The following is an 18,509-nucleotide window of genomic DNA, read 5'->3' on the forward strand; positions in this document are numbered from 1 at the left end:
GTGGTTTTGATCCGCAATCCCTACTGAACTGTCGACAGATTTATTATCGGGTTTCGTCACCGCTGTCGGTTCCGTCGCTCCCGTCACCCTCTCCACCAGTCACGTCAGTGTCCGGCAGCGTCACCACGTTCTCTCGGCCGATGCGGAACGTTTCTACCTTCTCTTCCTCGCGCAGGCCGCCGATGACCTGGCTCGTCTTGGCGTCGGTCCAGTCGAGTTCGCCGGCCACCTGCTGTTGCTTGAGCCGCCCGCCGTTCGATTCGAGCAGTTGCAGGACCTGTTCTTCGTTACTCAACAGTTCGACCGGCGGTGTGCCAGCGTCAGCGTCCGTGCCGGCAGCGGACTCCGCTTCGGGATCATCCGAGTCTACCATCGACGCCGGCGGCTCGGCCGGCGCATTGCCGTTAGGGATGCCGTACCGCCGAAGTGCGTACACCCCGGCAGCAATGCCGACTAGCGCGAGAATCCCACCGATGAGGAGCCCGTTCGACCCGCTGTCACCGCCAGCGCTGTCCCTCGAGTTGACGACCACTCGCGGCTCGGTTTCCCCGAACGTCTGTTGGCCACGCCAGGTGACAGAGGCGTTCCCCCGTTCGTCGGCCTGCGGTGCAACGGAGTCAGCCTGATAGTCCGCTGGCCAGCGGAGGGTCAGTGAGGTTTCGCTGTCCAGAAACAGCCCCGAGAGCGCGTCGCCGATCTCGACGCGGTCGCCGGAGACGCTAGCGAAATTCGTCCACTGGAACCGATAAGTGATGACGCCGTACGTCTGGCCGAACGTCTCTTCGCGCGCACTCACCGTGACGTTTTTGACAGCCATCTCGCGGCCAGTCGTGTTCTCCGCGGCCCCGGCAGTGCGTTGCATCCGACGCTCAAAGCGGTCCGTGTACGCCGCCGGGTTGGCCTGGATATCCGTTCGCAGGTCCTCGAACGCTTGCGTGGTGTTGTCGTCGTCCAGCCGAAGTCGGTAGGCGACCGTCCAGTCAGCGGTCCCGTCGGGGTTCACATCAGCGGTCATGACGACCACGTCCGCATCGACAGACTGCTGGCCGAGACTGCCGAAACCTGCCCCGGTCGCTGTCGGGACAAGCAGTGCTACCGCGACGAATACGACGACCAGTGTTTCAGGAGTCCAGCCCATCCTACCGCGGCTATCCCCTCGGCAGGTATATCGTTTATTGCCGATTGAGTGAGCTGACACTCTAAAGCGTTACAGCCCAAGCCGTATCCGTTCCGGAGCCGAAGTCAGGGGCTACTGCGGCCACAAGGGGTTTGCCCCGCGAGGAAGTCCTGTCGAGCATGGACAGAGCGAAGCTCGACGTGGACACTCTGCTGAAGATTGTCCTTGTCCTCATTGTCGTCTGGTTGGTGCTCGAAATTATCGGCGGGGTTCTAGGGCTGTTGGGTTGGCTTCTGGGACCACTCCAACCGATACTCGGCGTGGTGCTGGTCGTCCTCATCGTCCTGTGGCTGCTTGACCGGCTGTAGGACCGCGCTCTTTTTCTCGACAGCAAGCGACCCGCTCACTGTGTACAGCATCAACGTCCCACTCCCGTCAGCAGTCACGTCGCTGGCCGCCGACCTTGCGGCGGACCTGCCGCTCGCACAGCGGCGGGGACGGGGTGAGCACACGCTGGTCGCCAAGCGGCTGGGTGACGGCGACCACGCGGCCTACGCGCGACTGGAAGCGCAGGGGCGCGAAGTGCTTCGCGGCCAGCCGGCGTTCGAGGCGGAAATTTCAGAGATCGAGCAGTTCGAGACAGCCGCGACCGGCCCGTCACCAGTAGTGTACCTCGCCGTCGAGAGCCCGGGGCTGGTCGGTTTACACGAGCGGCTCTGCGAGCGCTTCGATCCCGTCGACGAAATGGAAGGCGACGAGTACGTCCCGCACGTGACCGTCGCCCGCGGCGGGGACCGCGACGCGGCCGCGCGGCTGGTCGAGCAGGGTATCGACCCGATCCGGTGGACCGTCGACGAACTCACCTTCTACGACGCCGACCGGAACCAGCCGGTCAGCCGGGTGTCGCTGCCGGCGTGACAGCGGTCGGTCTCCGTCCATCGTGGCGAACAGGCGGCACGCGTCAGTCCCGGTGCGGTGTGCCGCACAACCGCTCAGCGCGCCGGGCCGTAGCTACGTCACAGCGGCCGTGGTCTCGGCTTCGGATATAAACGGTTGGACCGAAAGCAATGCTTTTGGAGCGGCCTGCCATCCACTACAGATATGGATTACCGCGAAGTCGACAGTACGTCCGAGTTCGTCTGCCGACTGGAGCACGGTGGGGACTGGCGCGCGCAGATCGAGGCCTTCGCGGACGAACAGGGCATCGACGCCGGCTTTTTTTACGGGCTTGGGGCAGTGCAGGACGCGGAGCTCATGTTCTACGACCAAGACCGGACCGAGTACGACTCGCTGACCTTCGACGAACCGCTTGAGGTCGCCGCTTGCATGGGCAACATCTCGCATCTCGACGGGAAGCGGTTCGCCCACACCCACGCCGTCCTCTCCCGGCCCGACGGCGAAGCGATTGCCGGCCACCTGAACGCCGGCACCGTCTGGGCGGGCGAACTGTACGTCCGCGGATTCGATACAGAACTCAAGCGGGAGCACGACGAGCCGACCGATCTGGACCTCTGGGATATCTAAGATGCGGGAGGCCGACGAACAGTACTTCGAAACGCTGGAAACCCAGCTCGAAGCCGCCTTCGACGTCGCCGAGCGGGCCAAGGAGCGCGGTGGCGACCCGAAGCCCGAAGTCGAGATTCCGACCGCTCGTGACATGGCCGACCGGGTGGAAAACATTCTCGGCATCGACGGCGTGGCCGAGCGAGTCCGCGAGCTGGAGGGGCAGATGTCCCGCGAGGAGGCCGCGCTGGAACTGGTCGAGGACTTCGTCGAAGGGACTGTCGGCGACTACGACAGCCGCGAAGGGAAGGTCGAGGGCGCGGTCCGGACCGCCGTCGCCCTGCTGACCGAGGGGGTCGTCGCCGCCCCCATCGAGGGCATCGACCGCGTCGAACTGCTGGAAAACGACGACGGGACGGAGTTCATCAACGTCTACTACGCCGGGCCAATTCGCTCTGCCGGCGGGACCGCACAGGCGCTCTCGGTGCTAGTCGCGGACTACGCCCGCGCGCTGCTGGGCATCGACCAGTACAAGGCCCGCGAGGAGGAAATCGGCCGCTACGCCGAGGAAATCGACCTCTACGACAAGGACACGGGCCTGCAGTACTCACCCAAGGAGAAGGAGACGAAGTTCATCGCCGAGCACATGCCCATCATGCTCGACGGCGAGGCGACCGGCGACGAGGAGGTGTCGGGCTACCGGGACCTCGAACGCGTCGACTCGAACTCCCCGCGGGGCGGGATGTGTCTGGTGCTGGCCGAGGGCATCGCGCTCAAGGCCCCGAAGATTCAGCGCTACACGCGGAACCTAGACGAGGTCGACTGGCCGTGGCTGCAGGACCTCATCGACGGAACCATCGGCAAAGACGAGGCCGACGAAGGAGAGGAAGGAGAGGACGCGAACGGCGACGACGCGGGCGACGGATCGGACGACGACAGGGACGAGGCTGACGAGCAGGCTGGACCGCCACGAGTCGACCCCGCCGACAAATACCTCCGGGACCTCATCGCCGGCCGTCCGGTGTTTTCCCACCCGTCGAAGGCGGGCGGGTTCCGGCTGCGCTACGGCCGGGCGCGCAACCACGGCTTCGCGACAGCCGGCGTCCACCCGGCGACGATGCATCTCGTCGACGACTTCCTCGCGACCGGGACCCAGATCAAGACCGAGCGGCCGGGGAAAGCCGCCGGCGTCGTGCCGGTCGACACCATCGAGGGGCCGACCGTACGTCTGGCTAATGGCGACGTGCGCCGCATCGACGACGCCGAGGAGGCACTGGCAGTCCGCAACGGCGTCGAGAAAATACTCGATCTGGGCGAGTATCTGGTCAACTACGGCGAGTTCGTCGAGAACAACCATCCGCTCGCACCGGCCTCCTACACCGTCGAGTGGTGGGAGCAGGACCTCGCGGCCGCCGGCGCGGACGTGCAGGCGATGGAGGACTCGCCTCACATCGACCTCGCCGACCCGAGCGCCGAGGAAGCCATCGAATGGGCGACCGACTACGACGCCCCGCTGCACCCGAAATACACCTACCTCTGGCACGACGTGAGCGTCGACCAGGTGTGTGCGCTCGCCGACGCCGTCGAGGACGCACATGTCGCACAGGCCGATGGTGCGTACGCCGACCCGGAGATGGACGGCACAGCGGGCGACGCATACAGTGACGCCGGCGCGCTCGTCCTGCCACGGAGCGACACCGTCCAGCAGACGCTCGAACACCTGCTTGTCGAGCACACACAGGACGAGGACACAATTACGGTCACCGACTGGGTGCCGCTGGTGCGGACACTCGGGTTCACCCGGTCGCTAGAGCGGGACTGGACACCGTCGGATCTCTCCGAGCACGCCCGGACCTACGGAGAGAGCGAGTCTGTCGACGCAATCGGCGTTTCGGAGGACACCGAACCCGAAGTCGGGCAGAACGCCATCGAGGCCGTCAACGAAATCGCGCCGTTTCAGGTCCGTGAGCGCGCCCCGACCCGCATCGGCAACCGGATGGGTCGCCCCGAGAAATCCGAGCGGCGGGACCTCTCGCCGGCCGTCCACACGCTCAGCCCCATCGGCGAGGCCGGCGGGGCACAGCGGGACGTGGCCAAGGCGACGAAACACGCTGACGGGATGAGCGATACGCCCGGCCAAGTCGAGGTCGAGGTAGCCCGGCGGCGCTGTCCCGAGTGCGGGACCGAGACCCACCAGGCGGGCTGTCCCGACTGCGGCGGCACCACCGAACCGGTGTACGTCTGCCCCGATTGTGAAGCCGAGGTCGAGCGCGACGAGTCCGGCCGCGCGGAGTGTGCCCGGTGTGAGACGCTCGCCTCGCCGACCCAGTACAAAGTGCTTGACCTGCAGGAGGCGTATCGGGATGCCCTGCAGAACGTCGGCGAGCGCGAGACGGCCTTCGAGCAACTGAAAGCGGTCAAGGGGCTCACCTCCGAGGAGAAGGTGCCGGAGCCGATGGAGAAGGGCATTCTCCGGGCGAAACACGACGTGTCGGCGTTCAAAGACGGCACCGTCCGCTACGACATGACGGATCTGCCGGTGACGGCGGTCCGGGCCTCGGAACTGGATGTCTCCGCCGAGCGACTCCGCGGGCTGGGCTACGAGGAGGACATCCACGGCGACCCGCTGACCCACGACGACCAGCTGGTCGAGCTAAAAGTGCAGGACATCGTTCTCTCGGACGGCGCGGCCGAACACATGCTCCAGACCGCCCGGTTCGTCGACGACCTCCTAGAGCAGTACTACGGGCTGGAGCGGTTCTACGAGTTCGACGACCGCGAAGACCTCGTCGGGGAACTCGTCTTCGGGATGGCCCCTCACACCAGCGCGGCGACGGTCGGCCGCGTAGTCGGCTTCACGTCCGCCGCCGTCGGCTACGCACATCCGTACTTCCACGCCGCCAAGCGCCGGAACTGCTTCCACCCGGACACGCGGCTGTGGTACGAAGACGAGAATGACGACTGGGAGTACGGGACCATCGAGGAACTGGTTGAGGACCGACTTGAGGACCCCGAGGAAGACGACTTCGGGACGCTCGTCGAAGAGCTAGACGGTACTCTCACCGTGTCGTCGCTTGGCGAGGACGGCCCCTGTCGCCGGCCCGTCGACGCCGTCTCGAAACACCCCACTCCGGACCACCTCGTCGAGATTTCCGTCGGCGACCGAACCCTCAGGGTTACGCCCGACCACACGATGCTCCGAGCCGACTCCGACGGGATCGAGGAAGTCCCGGCCAGCGGCCTGACTGCCGGTGACGAACTCCCCGCTTACGACGGCGGCGAAACGACGACGATGACGGCACGCGGGGAGGCTTCGACAGCAGCGACTGACGGCGCAGCCCCGACAGACACCGTCGAGACTGTCGAGTACGTCGAAAGCGACGTCGACAGCGTCTACTGTCTCACGGTCGCTGACACACACCGGGTGGCCGTCGAAGGCACCTACGTCGGCCAGTGCGACGGCGACGAGGACTGCGTGATGCTTCTGATGGACGGCCTGCTGAACTTCTCGAAGTCGTATCTCCCGAACCAGCGCGGCGGCCAGATGGACGCCCCGCTCGTGATGTCCTCGCGAATCGACCCCAGCGAGATCGACGACGAGGCCCACAACATGGACATCATGGACGCCTATCCCCGGGAGTTCTACGAAGCCACCCGCGAGATGAAAGACCCGACCGAGGTCGAGGACGTGATGAAAATCGCCGAGGAGACGCTGGGGACCGACCGCGAGTACACGGAGTTCCGCCACACCCACGACACGACCAACATCGCCGCCGGGCCGGACCTTTCGGCGTACAAGACGCTCGGCTCGATGGAGGACAAGATGGACGCCCAGCTAGAGATTTCCCGGAAACTGCGGGCCGTCGTCGAGAGCGACGTGGCCGAGCGTATCATCGAGTACCACTTCTTGCCGGACCTCATCGGCAACCTCCGGGCCTTCTCAAGACAGGAGGTCCGGTGTCTGGACTGCGGAGAGTCGTTTCGGCGCGCCCCGCTGACCGGCGACTGCCGGGAGTGTGGCGGCCGCGTCAATCTCACCGTCCACGAGGGGTCGGTCAACAAGTACATCGATACCGCTATCCGCGTCGCTGATGAGTTCGGCGCGCGGGACTACACGAAACAGCGGCTCAAGATACTGGAACGGAAAATCGAGTCGGTGTTCGAAAACGACCACAACAAGCAGTCAGGTATCGCAGACTTCATGTGAGCGACAGCGTCACCCGGATTCGTCAGGGCGACAGACGAGCGCGTGACAGTCGTCCGACGGGTGTTTTTCACCGTGGCGGTCCTGTCACGGGTATGGCCTCGTCCCGCGATTCAGCACCGCCGTTCGACTCCGGGGACCGGTCGGGTTCCCCGTCACCATCGCCCCGACAGACGCCCAGTACGATCTATCAGATACAGATTGCGCTGTTGCGCTCACAGGTAGCGACACTGGAAACCGCGCTCGAACAGGAACGCGAACACCGTCAGGCTGTCGTTGATCGGTACGAGCGCCTTCTCCACGGGGAATAGTCCGCGACTGGCTGTCGGGACAGTCCGTTGTGTTACTCGTCGCCGAGTTCGACGTAGGTCGTCTCGATGATGCGGCTGTCTCCGTTGAGCCGCTCGATGATGTCCTGTGGCGGCTGTTCGTCGAGGTTGTAAACGGACAGGGCCTCCCCGCCGATGGTCTCGCGGCCGTTGAACATCCCGGCGATGTTGATGTCGGCGTCGCCAAGCACCGTGCCGATGAAACCGATGGTGCCCGGCTCGTCACGGTTCCGGACGACCAGCATGTGCCCGTGTGGGACGGCCTCGATGCGGTGGTCGTCGATACGGACGATGCGGGGCTCCTCGCCGCCGAACTGGGTCCCACAGACGGAGACGGACTCCTCGCCGTCGGAGACGGTGACGGTGATGAGGCTCTGGTAGTCCTCGGAGGTGCGGGTCTTGGACTCGGTCACGTCGATGCCCCGGTCCTCGGCAATCTGGGGGGCGTTGACGGCGTTGACCTGGAGGTCCGAGGGGGCGAACACGCCCTTCAGCGCGCTCGCGGTGACGTACTCTACGTCCTGCTCGGCGATGTCGCCGGCGTAGGTGACCTGGACTTCGGACATGTGGCCGCCGAACAGCTGGACGGCGATGCGGCCAGCAGTGTCGGCGAGGTCGAGGTACGGGCCGACCTGCTTGAACGTCGCCTCGTCCAGCGACGGCGCGTTCAGGGCGTTGGCGACGGGCTGGCCGTTGGCCGCGGCGATGATCTGGTCGGCCGTGGAGGTGGCGACGTTCTCCTGTGCCGCCTCCGTAGACGCGCCCAGGTGGGGCGTGACGATGATGTCCTCGACGTCGAGCAGCGGGCTGTCCTCGGGGAGGGGTTCCTCGCCGAACACATCGAGCGCTGCGCCTTTCAGGACGCCGTCCTCGACGGCCTCAGCAAGCGCTGGCTCGTCGATGATGCCGCCGCGGGCACAGTTGACGACGTAGCCGCCCTCGAGTTCGGCGAGTTCCTCCTCGCCGATCATGTTCTCGGTCTCGGGGGTCAGCGGCGTGTGGATGGTGATGAAATCGGACTTGGCGAGGCAGTCTTCGAGGTCGTCGACCAGTTCCGCGCCGAACTGGTCGGCGCGCTCCTGACTGATGTAGGGGTCGAACGTGACGATGTCCATGCCGAGGCTGCCCAGTCGCTTGGCGACCTGCTGGCCGACGCGGCCGAAGCCGACGACGCCCAGCGTCTTGTTGTTGACCTCCGTGCCCAGGAACTCGCCTTTCGCCCACTCGCCGCTTTTCAGGCGGTCGTGGGCCTGCGGGATGGAGCGAGCGGTGGCAAACGCCATCGCGACAGAGTGTTCCGCGGCGGCACGGACGTTACCTTCGGGGGCGTTGGCGACGATGACGCCGTGGTCAGTGGCGGCGTCGATGTCGATGTTGTCGACGCCGATGCCGGCCCGGCCGACGATGATGAGGTCGGGCGCGGCCGCGAACACTTCTTCAGTGACTTCGGTGCCCGAGCGGACGATGAGCGCGTTCGCGTCGGCCACTGCGTCGAGGAGCGCGTCGCCCTCGACCTCGTAGGCTGTTTCGACATCGTGGCCCGCCTCACGGAGTCGCGTGAGACCGGCGTCGGCGATAGGGTCCGTGACGAGTACCTTCATACCGAATCGAACTTACTGGGGCGGCATAACGCTTGTTTTCTCCGTCCGAGCAACTACGTGCAAGCACTCGGGCCGGAGTGGTCGCGCCGCTGATGGGGGTGTCCTGCTGAGCGGGACCGTTCAGTGAAAAGGAACCGACTGGGCGTGACCTATCGCCAGGCCGGGAGCGAGGCAGCGTCTGAGAGCGGGGTTGTGAGATAGGCGTCGTCTCGGGTCACGTCAGCGAGGATAAACTGGTCCGTTGGACCCTCTTCAACGGACGCCATGATGTCTCCATCCGCGGCCATCTCGACCGGAGCGACAGGTTCCGACTCCATGCATGATAATATGTAACAACCCTATAAAAATTTAGCGAAACCCAGAGAGGGGAGTGGTATGACGCTGGGCCAACTGTCTGACAATAGTTCACATCCTGTCAGGATTGGTATGAGCGGGGAAGTGAGTCAGCACAGCCAGAGCCTGATATCTCAACCAATAGCGGTTGAGCAAGGACTTCTGTTCACGCGCAGAGACGGGCTGTGGATATGGCAGAAGACGTAGTTGTTGCCAAGACACCACGGTCCCTCGGTTTCCGAGATAGCGCTTGCGCAGTCGTCAGAGATAGCCGATGGCCGTACAGCGTTCTACCCGAATGTCGAAAACGGACGGATGTTAAGGACTTAGTAGATGCGGGAAGGAAGTTCTGGCAGTATGAACGTTGCAGACGCTATGACGCCACGCTCGGAGGTCGTCACGGTTACTATACCCGGTACCCGTGATGACGCACTGGAGTACCTCCAAGAGCAGGCCTTCTCGTCGGTGCCGGTTATCAAGGAAACCGACGAGGGCGAAGAGTTCAGAGGGATTATTTCACGCGATGCGCTCATCGAGAGCCCCGACGAGGACCAGCTAGCCCTGCTCGTCGAGGAAGTCCCGACGATCAGCGAGGACACGTCTATCGAGGCCGCGGCACGGATGATGGTCGAAGACGACGAACGTCGCCTGCCCATCGTCGACGGCCAGCTCAAAGGCATCATCACAGTGACCGACGTGATTCGGTCTATCGCGAACGGTGACGTCGACGGCGACCAGATCGTCGGCGACCTCGCCAACCGAGACATCAACTGCGTGTACGAGGGCACGCCCCTGACCGTCGCCGAACGGGAGCTCTCCCACGCGAACGTCCCATACGGCGTCGTACTCGGCGACGACGGCGATATGTCGGGGATGCTCACAGAGGTAGACATCATCGCGGTCGCCCGGGTCGTCGAGGGCGAGGACGACACCGGCGACTCCATCGCCAACCAGGATGACGACTGGGCCTGGGAAGGCATCAAGGCGGTCGGCGGCCGGTACATGCCCACCCGCAACGTCGAACTCCCGGTCGAGCCCGTCCGCGAGTTCATGACCGCCGATGTCGTGACGGTGAACAAGCGCCGCACCGCCGAGGAAGCGGCACAGCTGATGATCGAGCACGACATCGAACAGATCCCGCTGCTGTCCGGTGACGAACTCACTGGCATCGTACGGGATATCGACCTGCTGCGAGGCCTATGAGCGAAGGCGAACGACTTACCGAGCTGGCCAAGCGTCGCGGTTTCTACTTCCCCTCTTCGAGCGCCTACGGCGGGGCGGCGGGCTTCTGGACCTACGGGCCACAGGGCGCTGCGCTGAAATCGAACATCGAGGACACCTGGCGGGACCGCTATGTCGTCAAGGAGGGCCATCAGGAAATCTCCGCCCCCGACGTGATGCCCGAGCCTGTCTTCGAGGCGTCGGGGCATCTCGACGGATTCGACGATATGATTGTCGAGTGCGGCGAGTGTGGCGCGACCCACCGCGCGGACCACCTCGTCGAGGACAACACGGACATCGAGGAGGCCGAGTCCCTGCCGAACGAGGAGGTCATGGACCTCATCGCTGAGCACGGCATCGAATGCCCCTCCTGTCACACGTCCCTGGCCGACCAGCCGGTCGACAACTTCAACCTCATGTTCGAGACCAATATCGGGCCGGGGTCGTCGTCGCCGGGCTACCTCCGCCCGGAGACCGCACAGGGCATCTTCGTGGAGTTCCCGCAACTCTCGGAGTACGCCCGGAACCAGCTCCCCTTCGGCGTCGCGCAAATCGGGAAGGCCTACCGCAACGAGATTTCGCCGCGGAAATCTCTCGTCCGCGTCAGGGAGTTCACCCAGGCCGAACTCGAACACTTCGTCGACCCCGAGGAGGACGAGCCGCCGCTTTCGGAGGTCGCCGACGTGACCCTGCCGCTGTACTCCGCCGCCGAGCAGCAGGCCGAGGACGGCGGCCAGCGCGAACTCACGGTCCGCGAGGCCGTCGACGAGGGCGTCGTCGAGAGCGAGTGGGTCGCCTACTACTTGGGCGTCTCCAAGGAGTGGTACGAGCGCATCGGCGTCGACATGGACCGCTTTCGCTACCGCCAGCACCTCGCCGGCGAGCGCGCCCACTACGCCTCCGACTGCTGGGACGCCGAGAGCGAGGTCGACGGCGACTGGATAGAGATTACGGGCTTCGCCTACCGGGGCGACTACGACCTCTCGAAGCACGCCGACCACTCCGGCGAGGACTACACGGTGTTCAAGCAGTACGACGAGCCGGTCACTGTCGAGCGCGCCACCGTCGACCCCGACATGAGCTATCTCGGGCCGGAGTTTGGCGGGTCGGCCGGCGCAGTCGCCGACGCACTCGAAGCGCTGGCCGAGCGGAATCCGGACGCCTTCGACGCCGATGAGGTCACCGTCGAAGTGGACGGGGAGTCCTACACCGTCCCCGTCGCGGAGACGAACTTCAGCGTCGACGAGGTCACCGAGAACGGCGAACACGTCCGGCCACACGTCGTCGAACCCTCCTTTGGCGTGGGACGAATCATCTACACCGTCCTCGCACACTCCTACGAGACCGACGAGGTCGACGGCGAGGAGCGGACCTACCTCTCGCTGCCGCCCGAACAGGCCCCGACGACAGTCGGCGTCTTCCCACTGATGGACAAGGACGGAATGGCCGACCTCGCCACCGACATTGCCGACGACCTCCGGGCCGCCGGGCTCTCGGTCACCTACGACGACTCCGGGGCCATCGGTCGCCGCTACCGGCGTCAGGACGAAGTCGGAACGCCGTACTGTGTGACCGTGGATTACGAGAGTCTCGAGGACCGCGAGGTTACGGTGCGCGAGCGCGACACAACCGAACAGAAACGGCTCCCCATCGACGGGCTGGCGGAGACGCTCGAACGCCTCAGTACCGGCGACCGCACCTTCGACGACCTGTAGATGGCCGACGAGGTATCCCGGCGGCTCGTCCATGTCACTGGCGCGGCGGTCCCGCTGGCACACCTTGGCTGGCCGGACTTGATTACGTGGCGCGTCGTGCAGGGGTTCCTGGCCGTGGCGCTGGTCGTCGTGTGTGTTCTCGAAGCCGTGCGGCTGACGACCGGGCTGGACTGGGTAGTGTACGACCGGCTCACCCGGGAGTACGAGCAGGACAACCCCGCCGGCTACGCGCTGTACATCGTCGGGATGGCTATCGTCGCCTTCGCCGTCGAACTGCCGGGCGTGACGACCGACGTCGCCGTCCCGGCAATGTTGATGCTCGCCATCGGCGACCCCATCAGCGGCCTGCTGGGCTCGGGCGACGCCAGCAACGTCAAGCAGGCCTGGGTCTTGCTGGTGATGTTCGGCGTCTGCACGCTGCTGGCCGCCCCCTTTGTTCCCCCCGCCGCCGCCGTTCTCGGGGGTGTCGCGGCGACGTTCGCGGACGGGGTCAAGCCCCGCATCGCCGGCTACGTCGTCGACGACAACTTCTCGATTCCGGTGCTGGGCGCGCTGGCGATGTGGGTCGGCGTCCGGTACCTCCCGTTCTGACCGGGCAATTCCCCGGCGTCCACTTTCACCGCGGTATCTGAACCCTTAACCACCGGCGGGACGAACGCGTGGGTAATGGCGACCACCGACGCCGGTGGCGAGCACGTCGAACGCCCGCTGGTGACGCCGGAGTTCCTGGAGAACCGCGGCTACCAGACCGAACTGGCGGAGACGGCAAGCACCGGGCACACGCTCGTCTGTCTCCCGACCGGGCTGGGCAAGACGACAGTCTCGCTGCTGGTGACCGCCGAGCGCCTCCACGCCGTCGGCGGGAAGTCGCTCATGCTGGCCCCGACGAAGCCGCTGGTCCAGCAACACGCCGAGTTCTACCGCGAGGCACTCGAACTGGACGACGAGGAGGTCGTCGTCTTCACCGGCGAGGTCCGGCCCGACGACCGCGCCGCCCTCTGGGAGGACGCCCGCATCGTCATCGCGACGCCGCAGGTCGTCGAGAACGACCTCGTCGGCAACCGCATCTCGCTGGCCGACGTGACCCACTGCACCTTCGACGAGTGCCACCGGGCGACCGGCGACTACGCTTACAACTACATCGCCGACCGCTACCACGCCGACGCCGAGGACCCGCTGGTGACGGGCATGAGCGCCTCGCCCGGCGACGACGAGGAGGCCATCCTCGGAGTGTGTGAGAACCTCGGACTCTCCGAGGTCGCGGTGATGACCGAGGACGACGCCGACGTGGCCGAGTACACCCACGACACCAGCGTGGACTGGAACCGCATCGAACTCCCCGAGGTCGTCGTCGAGATTCGGGACGCAATCAACGAGGTCATCAAGGACCGGCTGGCGCAGTTGAGGGAACTGGGCGTGACGAACAAGTCCTCGGCGGACATCTCCGAGCGCGAGATTCAGGGGATGCAGGCCGACCTCCGGAAACTGATGAACAACGACCAGAGCGAGGGCTACCAGGGGATGAGCCTGCTCGCCGAAATCCGGAAGCTCCGGACCGCCGTCACCTACGTCGAGACCCAGAGCGTCGAGTCCCTGCGGCGGTACTTCGAGCGCCTGAAGGAAGCCGCTCGTTCGTCGGGTGCGTCGAAGGCCGACCAGCGCCTCGTCAGCGAGCCGAAGGTCCGCGAGGCGATACGGAAAGCCGAGTCCTACGACGACCTGCACCCGAAGTTCCGCCAGACTCGAATGCTGCTCGCGGAGACGCTGGGCATCGAGAACGGCGAGCGGGTCATCGTCTTCACCGAGTCCCGCGACACCGCCGAGACGCTCGTGGACTTCCTCTCAGACCACTTTACGACCGAGAAGTTCGTCGGACAGAGCGACACCGACGGCAGCGAGGGGATGACACAGACCCAGCAACAGGAGACGCTGGACCGCTTCCGGAACGGCGAGTTCGAGGTGCTCGTCTCCACCTCCGTCGCCGAGGAGGGCCTGGACGTGCCCGAGGTCGACCTGGTGTTGTTCTACGAGCCGGTGCCGACCGCGATTCGGGCCATCCAGCGGAAGGGCCGGACCGGTCGCCAGGCCGAGGGCCGGGTCGTCGTCCTCCTGGCCGAGGACACCCGCGACGAGGCGTACTTCTGGAAGGCCCGCAACGACCAGAAGCGGATGAAACGGGAGCTGAACGAACTCAAAAGCGTCGCCGGGGAACTGGAGGCCCGCCTCGACCAGACCGGGCTCGACGAGTACGAGGACGAAGAGGGGGACGCTTCGGGTGGAACGAAAAGCGGTGAAACCACCACACAGCAGTCGGATTCCACTGGAAACGGGAGGGGTAGCACAGCTAACAAGTCAGCCGATGATACCGACGGCAGCAACGGCCAGGCCGGACTAGACGCCTTCGCGGACGACTCGTCGGAAGCGTCCGGTGGGGATACCGAAGTCAACAGCGACGCGGCGACAGCCGACGAGGGGGATACCGCGACGCCGGACACGGGAACAGTCGCCACTGCCGGCCGCGATGATGAGGACGACCCCGTCGAAATTGTCGCGGACCAGCGGGAACTCGACTCGAACATCGCTCGGGACCTCTCGACGCGGGACGGTATCGAAACCCGACTCGAAACGCTGGCCGTCGGCGACTACGTTCTCTCTGACCGCGTCGTTGTCGAGCGCAAGACCGTCGCCGACTTCATGGACACGCTGACGGGCGGAGACCGGTCGATGTTCGAGCAGGTCGGGGACGCCACGCGAAACTACGGTCGGCCCGTCGTCGTCATCGAAGGCGAGGACCTCTTCGGTGCGCGCAACGTTCACCACAAGGCGATTCAGGGCGCACTCGCGTCGCTGGCGGTCGATTTCGGTGCGAGCGTGTTACGGACCAGTGGGGAGGACGAGACCGCCGATCTGCTGCAAGTCATCGCCGAACGGGAACAGGAGGTGGCCGACCGCGAGGTGAGCGTCCACGGCGAGAAACAGTCGAAGACGCTGCCCGAGCAACAGGAGTACGTCGTCGCCTCCATCGCCGAAGTCGGACCGGTAACCGCGCGCACGCTGCTGGACGCCTTCGGAAGCGTCGAGGCAGTGATGACCGCCGATAAAGAGGCCCTGCTAGAGGTGTCCGGTATCGGCGACGTAACGGCCGACCGGATTCGAGAAGTCATCGCCAGCGACTACGAGCCGTAGCGGTCCGTTCAGAACCGCGCTGCATCCAGCGCTTCCGCCGCTTCTCGGGCTGCCTGCAGATGTTCGCGAGCCTCGCGTGGGTTCTCGGTGGCCGCGGCGCGCTCGGCGAAGCTGTGAACCGTCTCGGCCAGTAGCGCAGACGCCGCATCGAGATTGGCCTCAATATCGCCGGTGTGACTATCGGTCGTCCGAGTCTGTCGAGCGGAAACAGGGGGGTTCTGTGTCGCTGTCCCACGCGGCTGGTCGTTGGCAGTTCGGCCGCTAGGCTCCGACGATGCACCTGTTCGAGCAGTCTGTGGCGCTGGCTCCGAGTGGTCTGACGCCTGGGTCGACTGGTCACCCCTCGCTTCGGGTGGAGCGGACGAGTTGGGTGTCGACGCCGTCGGTTCGGAGGGAGACTGTGAAGCGGTGTCGGGCTGGGTATGTGCGGTCTCCTGCTGTGCGTGTTCGTCCGTCGCGTCCACCGCATTCTCTGCTGTGTCCTCGGCAGCATCGCCGAACTGGACGCGAGCCTCGTCGCTCGGGTCGGCAACCTCGATCTGGTCACTGTCGTCGGCCTGCCCCGCCTGTTCGTCAGCATCTGACGGGTCTGCCCCGTTTTCCTGCGTGTCGCGCGCGACCGGCTTCTGGCAGGTGGGGCAGAACTCCTGGCCGTCGTAGCGGAAAATGGGGTCGCCGCAGTCGCTGCAGTGGGCGTTGGTCATCGTCGCGCCCTTCAACAGGAGTTCGCTCATCTGCTCGGTCGTCTGGCGCTTCTCGTCTTCCTTCTCGAACTTCTCTCGGAGTTTCTCGCGTTCGGCTTCCTTATCGAAGTCGCTCATACCCGTCACAACGCCGCGGGGCTGAAAACCGTTTACGGGTGATACTGGCTGAACGATGCGCGGCGGAATCGGGGTTTCGACACGTTTAACGTTCGCGCCCGAGCCTTTTCGAATGGTATGACAAAGGTAAGCGTAGTCGGCGCAGCCGGTACGGTCGGCGCAGCCGCAGGGTACAACATCGCGCTCCGCGACATCGCTGATGAAGTCGTTTTCGTGGACATCCCCGATAAGGAGGACGACACGGTCGGGCAGGCAGCTGACACGAACCACGGCATCGCCTACGACTCGAACACGCGCGTCCGGCAGGGCGGCTACGAGGACACCGCTGGCTCCGATGTGGTCGTCATCACGGCCGGCATCCCGCGCCAGCCCGGTCAGACCCGCATTGACCTCGCCGGCGACAATGCGCCTATCATGGAGGACATCCAGTCCTCACTGGACGAGCACAACGACGACTACATCTCGCTGACCACCTCGAACCCCGTCGACCTGCTCAACCGCCACCTCTACGAGGCCGGCGACCGCTCTCGCGAGCAGGTCATCGGCTTCGGCGGCCGCCTCGACTCCGCGCGGTTCCGCTACGTACTGAGCGAGGAGTTCGACGCACCAGTGCAGAACGTCGAAGGGACGATTCTCGGGGAACACGGCGACGCGCAGGTCCCCGTATTCTCGAAAGTCCGCGTCGACGGGACTGACCCCGAGTTCAGCGACGACGAGAAAGAGCAGTTGCTCGGCGACCTGCAGGAGTCGGCGATGGACGTCATCGAGCGCAAAGGCGCGACCGAGTGGGGACCAGCCCGCGGCGTCGCACACATGGTCGAAGCCATCCTCCATGACACCGGGGAAGTGCTGCCGGCCTCGGTCAAGCTGGAGGGCGAGTTCGGGCACGAAGACACTGCTTTCGGCGTCCCGGTCCGTCTCGGGAGCAACGGCGTCGAGGAAATCGTCGAGTGGGACCTCGACGACTACGAGCAGGACCTGATGGCAGACGCTGCAGAGAAGCTCTCCGACCAGTACGACAAAATCTCGTAACCCGGTCGAGCGGTACTGCGAGCGTTCGGGACTGACGCCCTCCCGGACTGCCTTTTTCCGCTATCGCCGTAAGAGACGCAGCTGTAACTGCGAATCGGCCGTTTGCCGGTCCACGATTGTTACGCGGGGTCGTCTTGGTCGTCAAGCAAATCGCCGTCGCGCCCGTCGTCGTCGATATCAGCACCGAGGAGTGACGCCCACTCTTCGAGGTGTGACTCCGATGTCGAGAGTTCTCGGTGGCTCATGGCGTTATCGGAAGCATCCACGGCATATTATATAATGGTTGTGCCGGCATTGATACTCAATGGTGTATGGAGCGGTTCTACGGGGTAATTCGGGGCTAGCGAACCAGTAAAACGAAAAGCCCGTGTCGATCACTCGGAGCGGATGGTTTCCGGAACCTGAATCGAGTAGTGGCCGTCCTCCTGCAGCGCGATGATGTACTCCTCGCGGTCGTACAACTCCATCAGGTTCAGTTCGTACTGGCCGGGTTCCAGTACTTTGATCGACTCGAACTGGTCGTTGAGTTCCGCTCGGAGTTCCTCCAGATCGGGGCGGTCCTCGCTGTCCGGCTCTGGTGGTGGGTCGGGGTCGGCACCGACGGGACGGAACTGGTGTTCGGATTCGGATGCCGACGGGACGTTCGACGGGAGTTCGTCCGGCTCGACGACATCCCCACGGGCGCTAGCCTGGGCCGAGTCCTCAGTCACAGACGTGCGGTCAGGTTCGGTCGACGGCGAACCGGACGTGTGGGATGGGTCACTCGGCTGTGCGTCAACCGACCGGTCGGCGTCGAAATGGGACTGCTCGGCGTCCCGGTCCCCGTCTGTAGCGGAACCGCTGACGAAGTCTCGTACTGAGGCAGCGGTTTTGCCAACGGTACGAGCGACGGTACTGTCAGGTCCCGGTGGTTCCGGTGGCTCCGCGTCCGGCGTCTCAGAGATGTCGGCTCCTTCGGGCTGATACTGGAACTTGTTCCCGCCGCAGTTGGGACAGCCCGAGAGCATCTCCTTCGACCCGTCGTCGAAGCCACGGCCACACTCCGTACACTGGTGGGGCATTATTTCCGAGAGACGAGGGCGCTGATGAGCGTTTCGTCCTTGTGGAGCGTCTCTATCTGGTTCGCCGGCCCGATAACCGTCAGCTTCTGGGTCGACTGTTTGCCCATCAACCGGTCGAGGATGCTGGCGTCGGCGGCCTCGGACTTGGGGTAGGTCTCGATCTCGATGCCGTTGAACTCGTCCGGACTGATTTCGGTCATCGTCACTTCGATGAGGCGGGACTCCTCGTCGGGGGAGAGCCCCTCTTCAAGGATGACGATGTTGCCGTCGCGGACGCCATCGAGAATCATCCGAATTTTTTCCATCGAGGCCAGCCCCGCCATGCGTTCGCCGCTGATGAGGTCGATCTGGACGCCGTCGTCTGGGTCTTTGACTTCCGCCATTAT

At 64.9% G+C, this 18,509-nt stretch carries 17 protein-coding genes; 10 read left to right on the forward strand and 7 right to left on the reverse strand.

Annotated elements, in window-relative coordinates; genetic code table 11:
- Positions 1 to 43: 43 nt before the first annotated feature.
- Positions 44 to 1,138 carry a hypothetical protein gene (locus tag DVK00_RS06390; protein WP_121535891.1) on the reverse strand — a complete coding sequence of 365 codons (1,095 nt, stop codon included), beginning with the start codon at positions 1,136 to 1,138 and terminating at the stop codon, positions 44 to 46.
- A 158-nt stretch (positions 1,139 to 1,296) separates the two neighbouring features.
- Between DVK00_RS06390 and DVK00_RS06395 the strand changes: the two genes are divergently transcribed.
- The 5 genes from DVK00_RS06395 to DVK00_RS06415 all read left to right on the forward strand — a co-directional run bounded on the left by DVK00_RS06395 (position 1,297) and on the right by DVK00_RS06415 (position 7,135).
- The gene (locus tag DVK00_RS06395; RefSeq protein ID WP_007189558.1) at positions 1,297 to 1,485 is read left to right on the forward strand and encodes a hypothetical protein; all 189 of its coding nucleotides are present in this window, start codon (positions 1,297 to 1,299) and stop codon (positions 1,483 to 1,485) included.
- A gap of 40 nt (positions 1,486 to 1,525) precedes the next feature.
- Entirely contained in the window at positions 1,526 to 2,035 is a 510-nt protein-coding gene (locus tag DVK00_RS06400) for a 2'-5' RNA ligase family protein (RefSeq protein WP_121511953.1), read from the forward strand.
- A gap of 183 nt (positions 2,036 to 2,218) precedes the next feature.
- Positions 2,219 to 2,641: a PPC domain-containing DNA-binding protein gene (locus DVK00_RS06405; RefSeq protein WP_101351363.1), complete on the forward strand. Its 423-nt coding sequence runs from the start codon at positions 2,219 to 2,221 to the stop codon at positions 2,639 to 2,641.
- A gap of 1 nt (position 2,642) precedes the next feature.
- Positions 2,643 to 6,827: a DNA-directed DNA polymerase II large subunit gene (locus DVK00_RS06410; protein ID WP_121577443.1), complete on the forward strand. Its 4,185-nt coding sequence runs from the start codon at positions 2,643 to 2,645 to the stop codon at positions 6,825 to 6,827.
- Between the two features lie 92 nt (positions 6,828 to 6,919).
- Positions 6,920 to 7,135 (forward strand): hypothetical protein, encoded by a 216-nt coding sequence (locus DVK00_RS06415; RefSeq protein ID WP_053966800.1) that lies wholly within the window; start codon positions 6,920 to 6,922, stop codon positions 7,133 to 7,135.
- Between the two features lie 32 nt (positions 7,136 to 7,167).
- On the opposite strand, the gene serA is transcribed toward DVK00_RS06415, so the two are convergent.
- Positions 7,168 to 8,754 carry a phosphoglycerate dehydrogenase gene (serA, locus tag DVK00_RS06420; protein ID WP_101351365.1) on the reverse strand — a complete coding sequence of 529 codons (1,587 nt, stop codon included), beginning with the start codon at positions 8,752 to 8,754 and terminating at the stop codon, positions 7,168 to 7,170.
- A 149-nt stretch (positions 8,755 to 8,903) separates the two neighbouring features.
- Entirely contained in the window at positions 8,904 to 9,071 is a 168-nt protein-coding gene (locus tag DVK00_RS21620) for a hypothetical protein (RefSeq protein ID WP_198560203.1), read from the reverse strand.
- A gap of 373 nt (positions 9,072 to 9,444) precedes the next feature.
- Between DVK00_RS21620 and DVK00_RS06425 the strand changes: the two genes are divergently transcribed.
- The 4 genes from DVK00_RS06425 to DVK00_RS06440 all read left to right on the forward strand — a co-directional run bounded on the left by DVK00_RS06425 (position 9,445) and on the right by DVK00_RS06440 (position 15,209).
- Positions 9,445 to 10,290: a CBS domain-containing protein gene (locus DVK00_RS06425; RefSeq protein WP_101351366.1), complete on the forward strand. Its 846-nt coding sequence runs from the start codon at positions 9,445 to 9,447 to the stop codon at positions 10,288 to 10,290.
- A complete protein-coding gene (glyS, locus tag DVK00_RS06430) occupies positions 10,287 to 12,023 on the forward strand; it encodes a glycine--tRNA ligase (RefSeq protein ID WP_121577444.1) in 1,737 nt (578 codons plus the stop codon). Before DVK00_RS06425 ends, glyS begins: the two co-directional genes overlap by 4 nt.
- A complete protein-coding gene (locus DVK00_RS06435) occupies positions 12,024 to 12,614 on the forward strand; it encodes a dolichol kinase (RefSeq protein ID WP_101351368.1) in 591 nt (196 codons plus the stop codon). It abuts the gene before it with no gap.
- 75 nt (positions 12,615 to 12,689) lie between these two features.
- Positions 12,690 to 15,209 (forward strand): DEAD/DEAH box helicase, encoded by a 2,520-nt coding sequence (locus DVK00_RS06440; RefSeq protein WP_121577445.1) that lies wholly within the window; start codon positions 12,690 to 12,692, stop codon positions 15,207 to 15,209.
- Between the two features lie 8 nt (positions 15,210 to 15,217).
- Here the strand turns inward: DVK00_RS06440 and DVK00_RS06445 are convergent, their stop codons facing one another.
- Positions 15,218 to 16,030 carry an Sjogren's syndrome/scleroderma autoantigen 1 family protein gene (locus tag DVK00_RS06445; protein WP_121577446.1) on the reverse strand — a complete coding sequence of 271 codons (813 nt, stop codon included), beginning with the start codon at positions 16,028 to 16,030 and terminating at the stop codon, positions 15,218 to 15,220.
- Between the two features lie 117 nt (positions 16,031 to 16,147).
- Between DVK00_RS06445 and mdh the strand changes: the two genes are divergently transcribed.
- The gene (gene mdh, locus DVK00_RS06450; RefSeq protein WP_005536799.1) at positions 16,148 to 17,062 is read left to right on the forward strand and encodes a malate dehydrogenase; all 915 of its coding nucleotides are present in this window, start codon (positions 16,148 to 16,150) and stop codon (positions 17,060 to 17,062) included.
- Positions 17,063 to 17,181: 119 nt separating this feature from the next.
- On the opposite strand, the gene DVK00_RS22215 is transcribed toward mdh, so the two are convergent.
- The 3 genes from DVK00_RS22215 to DVK00_RS06460 form a co-directional block, all read right to left on the reverse strand.
- On the reverse strand, positions 17,182 to 17,307 hold the full coding sequence (locus tag DVK00_RS22215) for a hypothetical protein (protein WP_255410203.1): 126 nt from the start codon (positions 17,305 to 17,307) through the stop codon (positions 17,182 to 17,184).
- A 129-nt stretch (positions 17,308 to 17,436) separates the two neighbouring features.
- Positions 17,437 to 18,123: a Zn-ribbon containing protein gene (locus DVK00_RS06455; protein WP_101351372.1), complete on the reverse strand. Its 687-nt coding sequence runs from the start codon at positions 18,121 to 18,123 to the stop codon at positions 17,437 to 17,439.
- A complete protein-coding gene (locus DVK00_RS06460) occupies positions 18,123 to 18,506 on the reverse strand; it encodes a DUF2073 domain-containing protein (RefSeq protein WP_004517591.1) in 384 nt (127 codons plus the stop codon). The genes DVK00_RS06455 and DVK00_RS06460 overlap by 1 nt, the downstream gene beginning before the upstream one ends.
- Positions 18,507 to 18,509 lie beyond the last annotated feature (3 nt).

Source organism: Haloarcula sp. Atlit-47R, from assembly GCF_003665985.1.
GTDB classification, from domain to species: domain Archaea; phylum Halobacteriota; class Halobacteria; order Halobacteriales; family Haloarculaceae; genus Haloarcula; species Haloarcula taiwanensis.

Bases quoted from the DNA above. Each gene is read 5' to 3' on its own strand.
- mdh (WP_005536799.1), top strand. From the start codon at position 16,148: ATGACAAAGGTAAGCGTAGTCGGCGCAGCCGGTACGGTCGGCGCAGCC.
- DVK00_RS06410 (WP_121577443.1), top strand. From the start codon at position 2,643: ATGCGGGAGGCCGACGAACAGTACTTCGAAACGCTGGAAACCCAGCTC.
- glyS (WP_121577444.1), top strand. From the start codon at position 10,287: ATGAGCGAAGGCGAACGACTTACCGAGCTGGCCAAGCGTCGCGGTTTC.
- DVK00_RS06415 (WP_053966800.1), top strand. From the start codon at position 6,920: ATGGCCTCGTCCCGCGATTCAGCACCGCCGTTCGACTCCGGGGACCGG.
- DVK00_RS06460 (WP_004517591.1), bottom strand. From the start codon at position 18,506: ATGGCGGAAGTCAAAGACCCAGACGACGGCGTCCAGATCGACCTCATC.
- DVK00_RS21620 (WP_198560203.1), bottom strand. From the start codon at position 9,071: ATGGAGTCGGAACCTGTCGCTCCGGTCGAGATGGCCGCGGATGGAGAC.
- DVK00_RS06425 (WP_101351366.1), top strand. From the start codon at position 9,445: ATGAACGTTGCAGACGCTATGACGCCACGCTCGGAGGTCGTCACGGTT.
- DVK00_RS06390 (WP_121535891.1), bottom strand. From the start codon at position 1,138: ATGGGCTGGACTCCTGAAACACTGGTCGTCGTATTCGTCGCGGTAGCA.
- DVK00_RS06405 (WP_101351363.1), top strand. From the start codon at position 2,219: ATGGATTACCGCGAAGTCGACAGTACGTCCGAGTTCGTCTGCCGACTG.
- DVK00_RS06445 (WP_121577446.1), bottom strand. From the start codon at position 16,030: ATGAGCGACTTCGATAAGGAAGCCGAACGCGAGAAACTCCGAGAGAAG.
- DVK00_RS06440 (WP_121577445.1), top strand. From the start codon at position 12,690: ATGGCGACCACCGACGCCGGTGGCGAGCACGTCGAACGCCCGCTGGTG.
- DVK00_RS22215 (WP_255410203.1), bottom strand. From the start codon at position 17,307: ATGAGCCACCGAGAACTCTCGACATCGGAGTCACACCTCGAAGAGTGG.
- DVK00_RS06455 (WP_101351372.1), bottom strand. From the start codon at position 18,123: ATGCCCCACCAGTGTACGGAGTGTGGCCGTGGCTTCGACGACGGGTCG.
- DVK00_RS06395 (WP_007189558.1), top strand. From the start codon at position 1,297: ATGGACAGAGCGAAGCTCGACGTGGACACTCTGCTGAAGATTGTCCTT.
- serA (WP_101351365.1), bottom strand. From the start codon at position 8,754: ATGAAGGTACTCGTCACGGACCCTATCGCCGACGCCGGTCTCACGCGA.
- DVK00_RS06435 (WP_101351368.1), top strand. From the start codon at position 12,024: ATGGCCGACGAGGTATCCCGGCGGCTCGTCCATGTCACTGGCGCGGCG.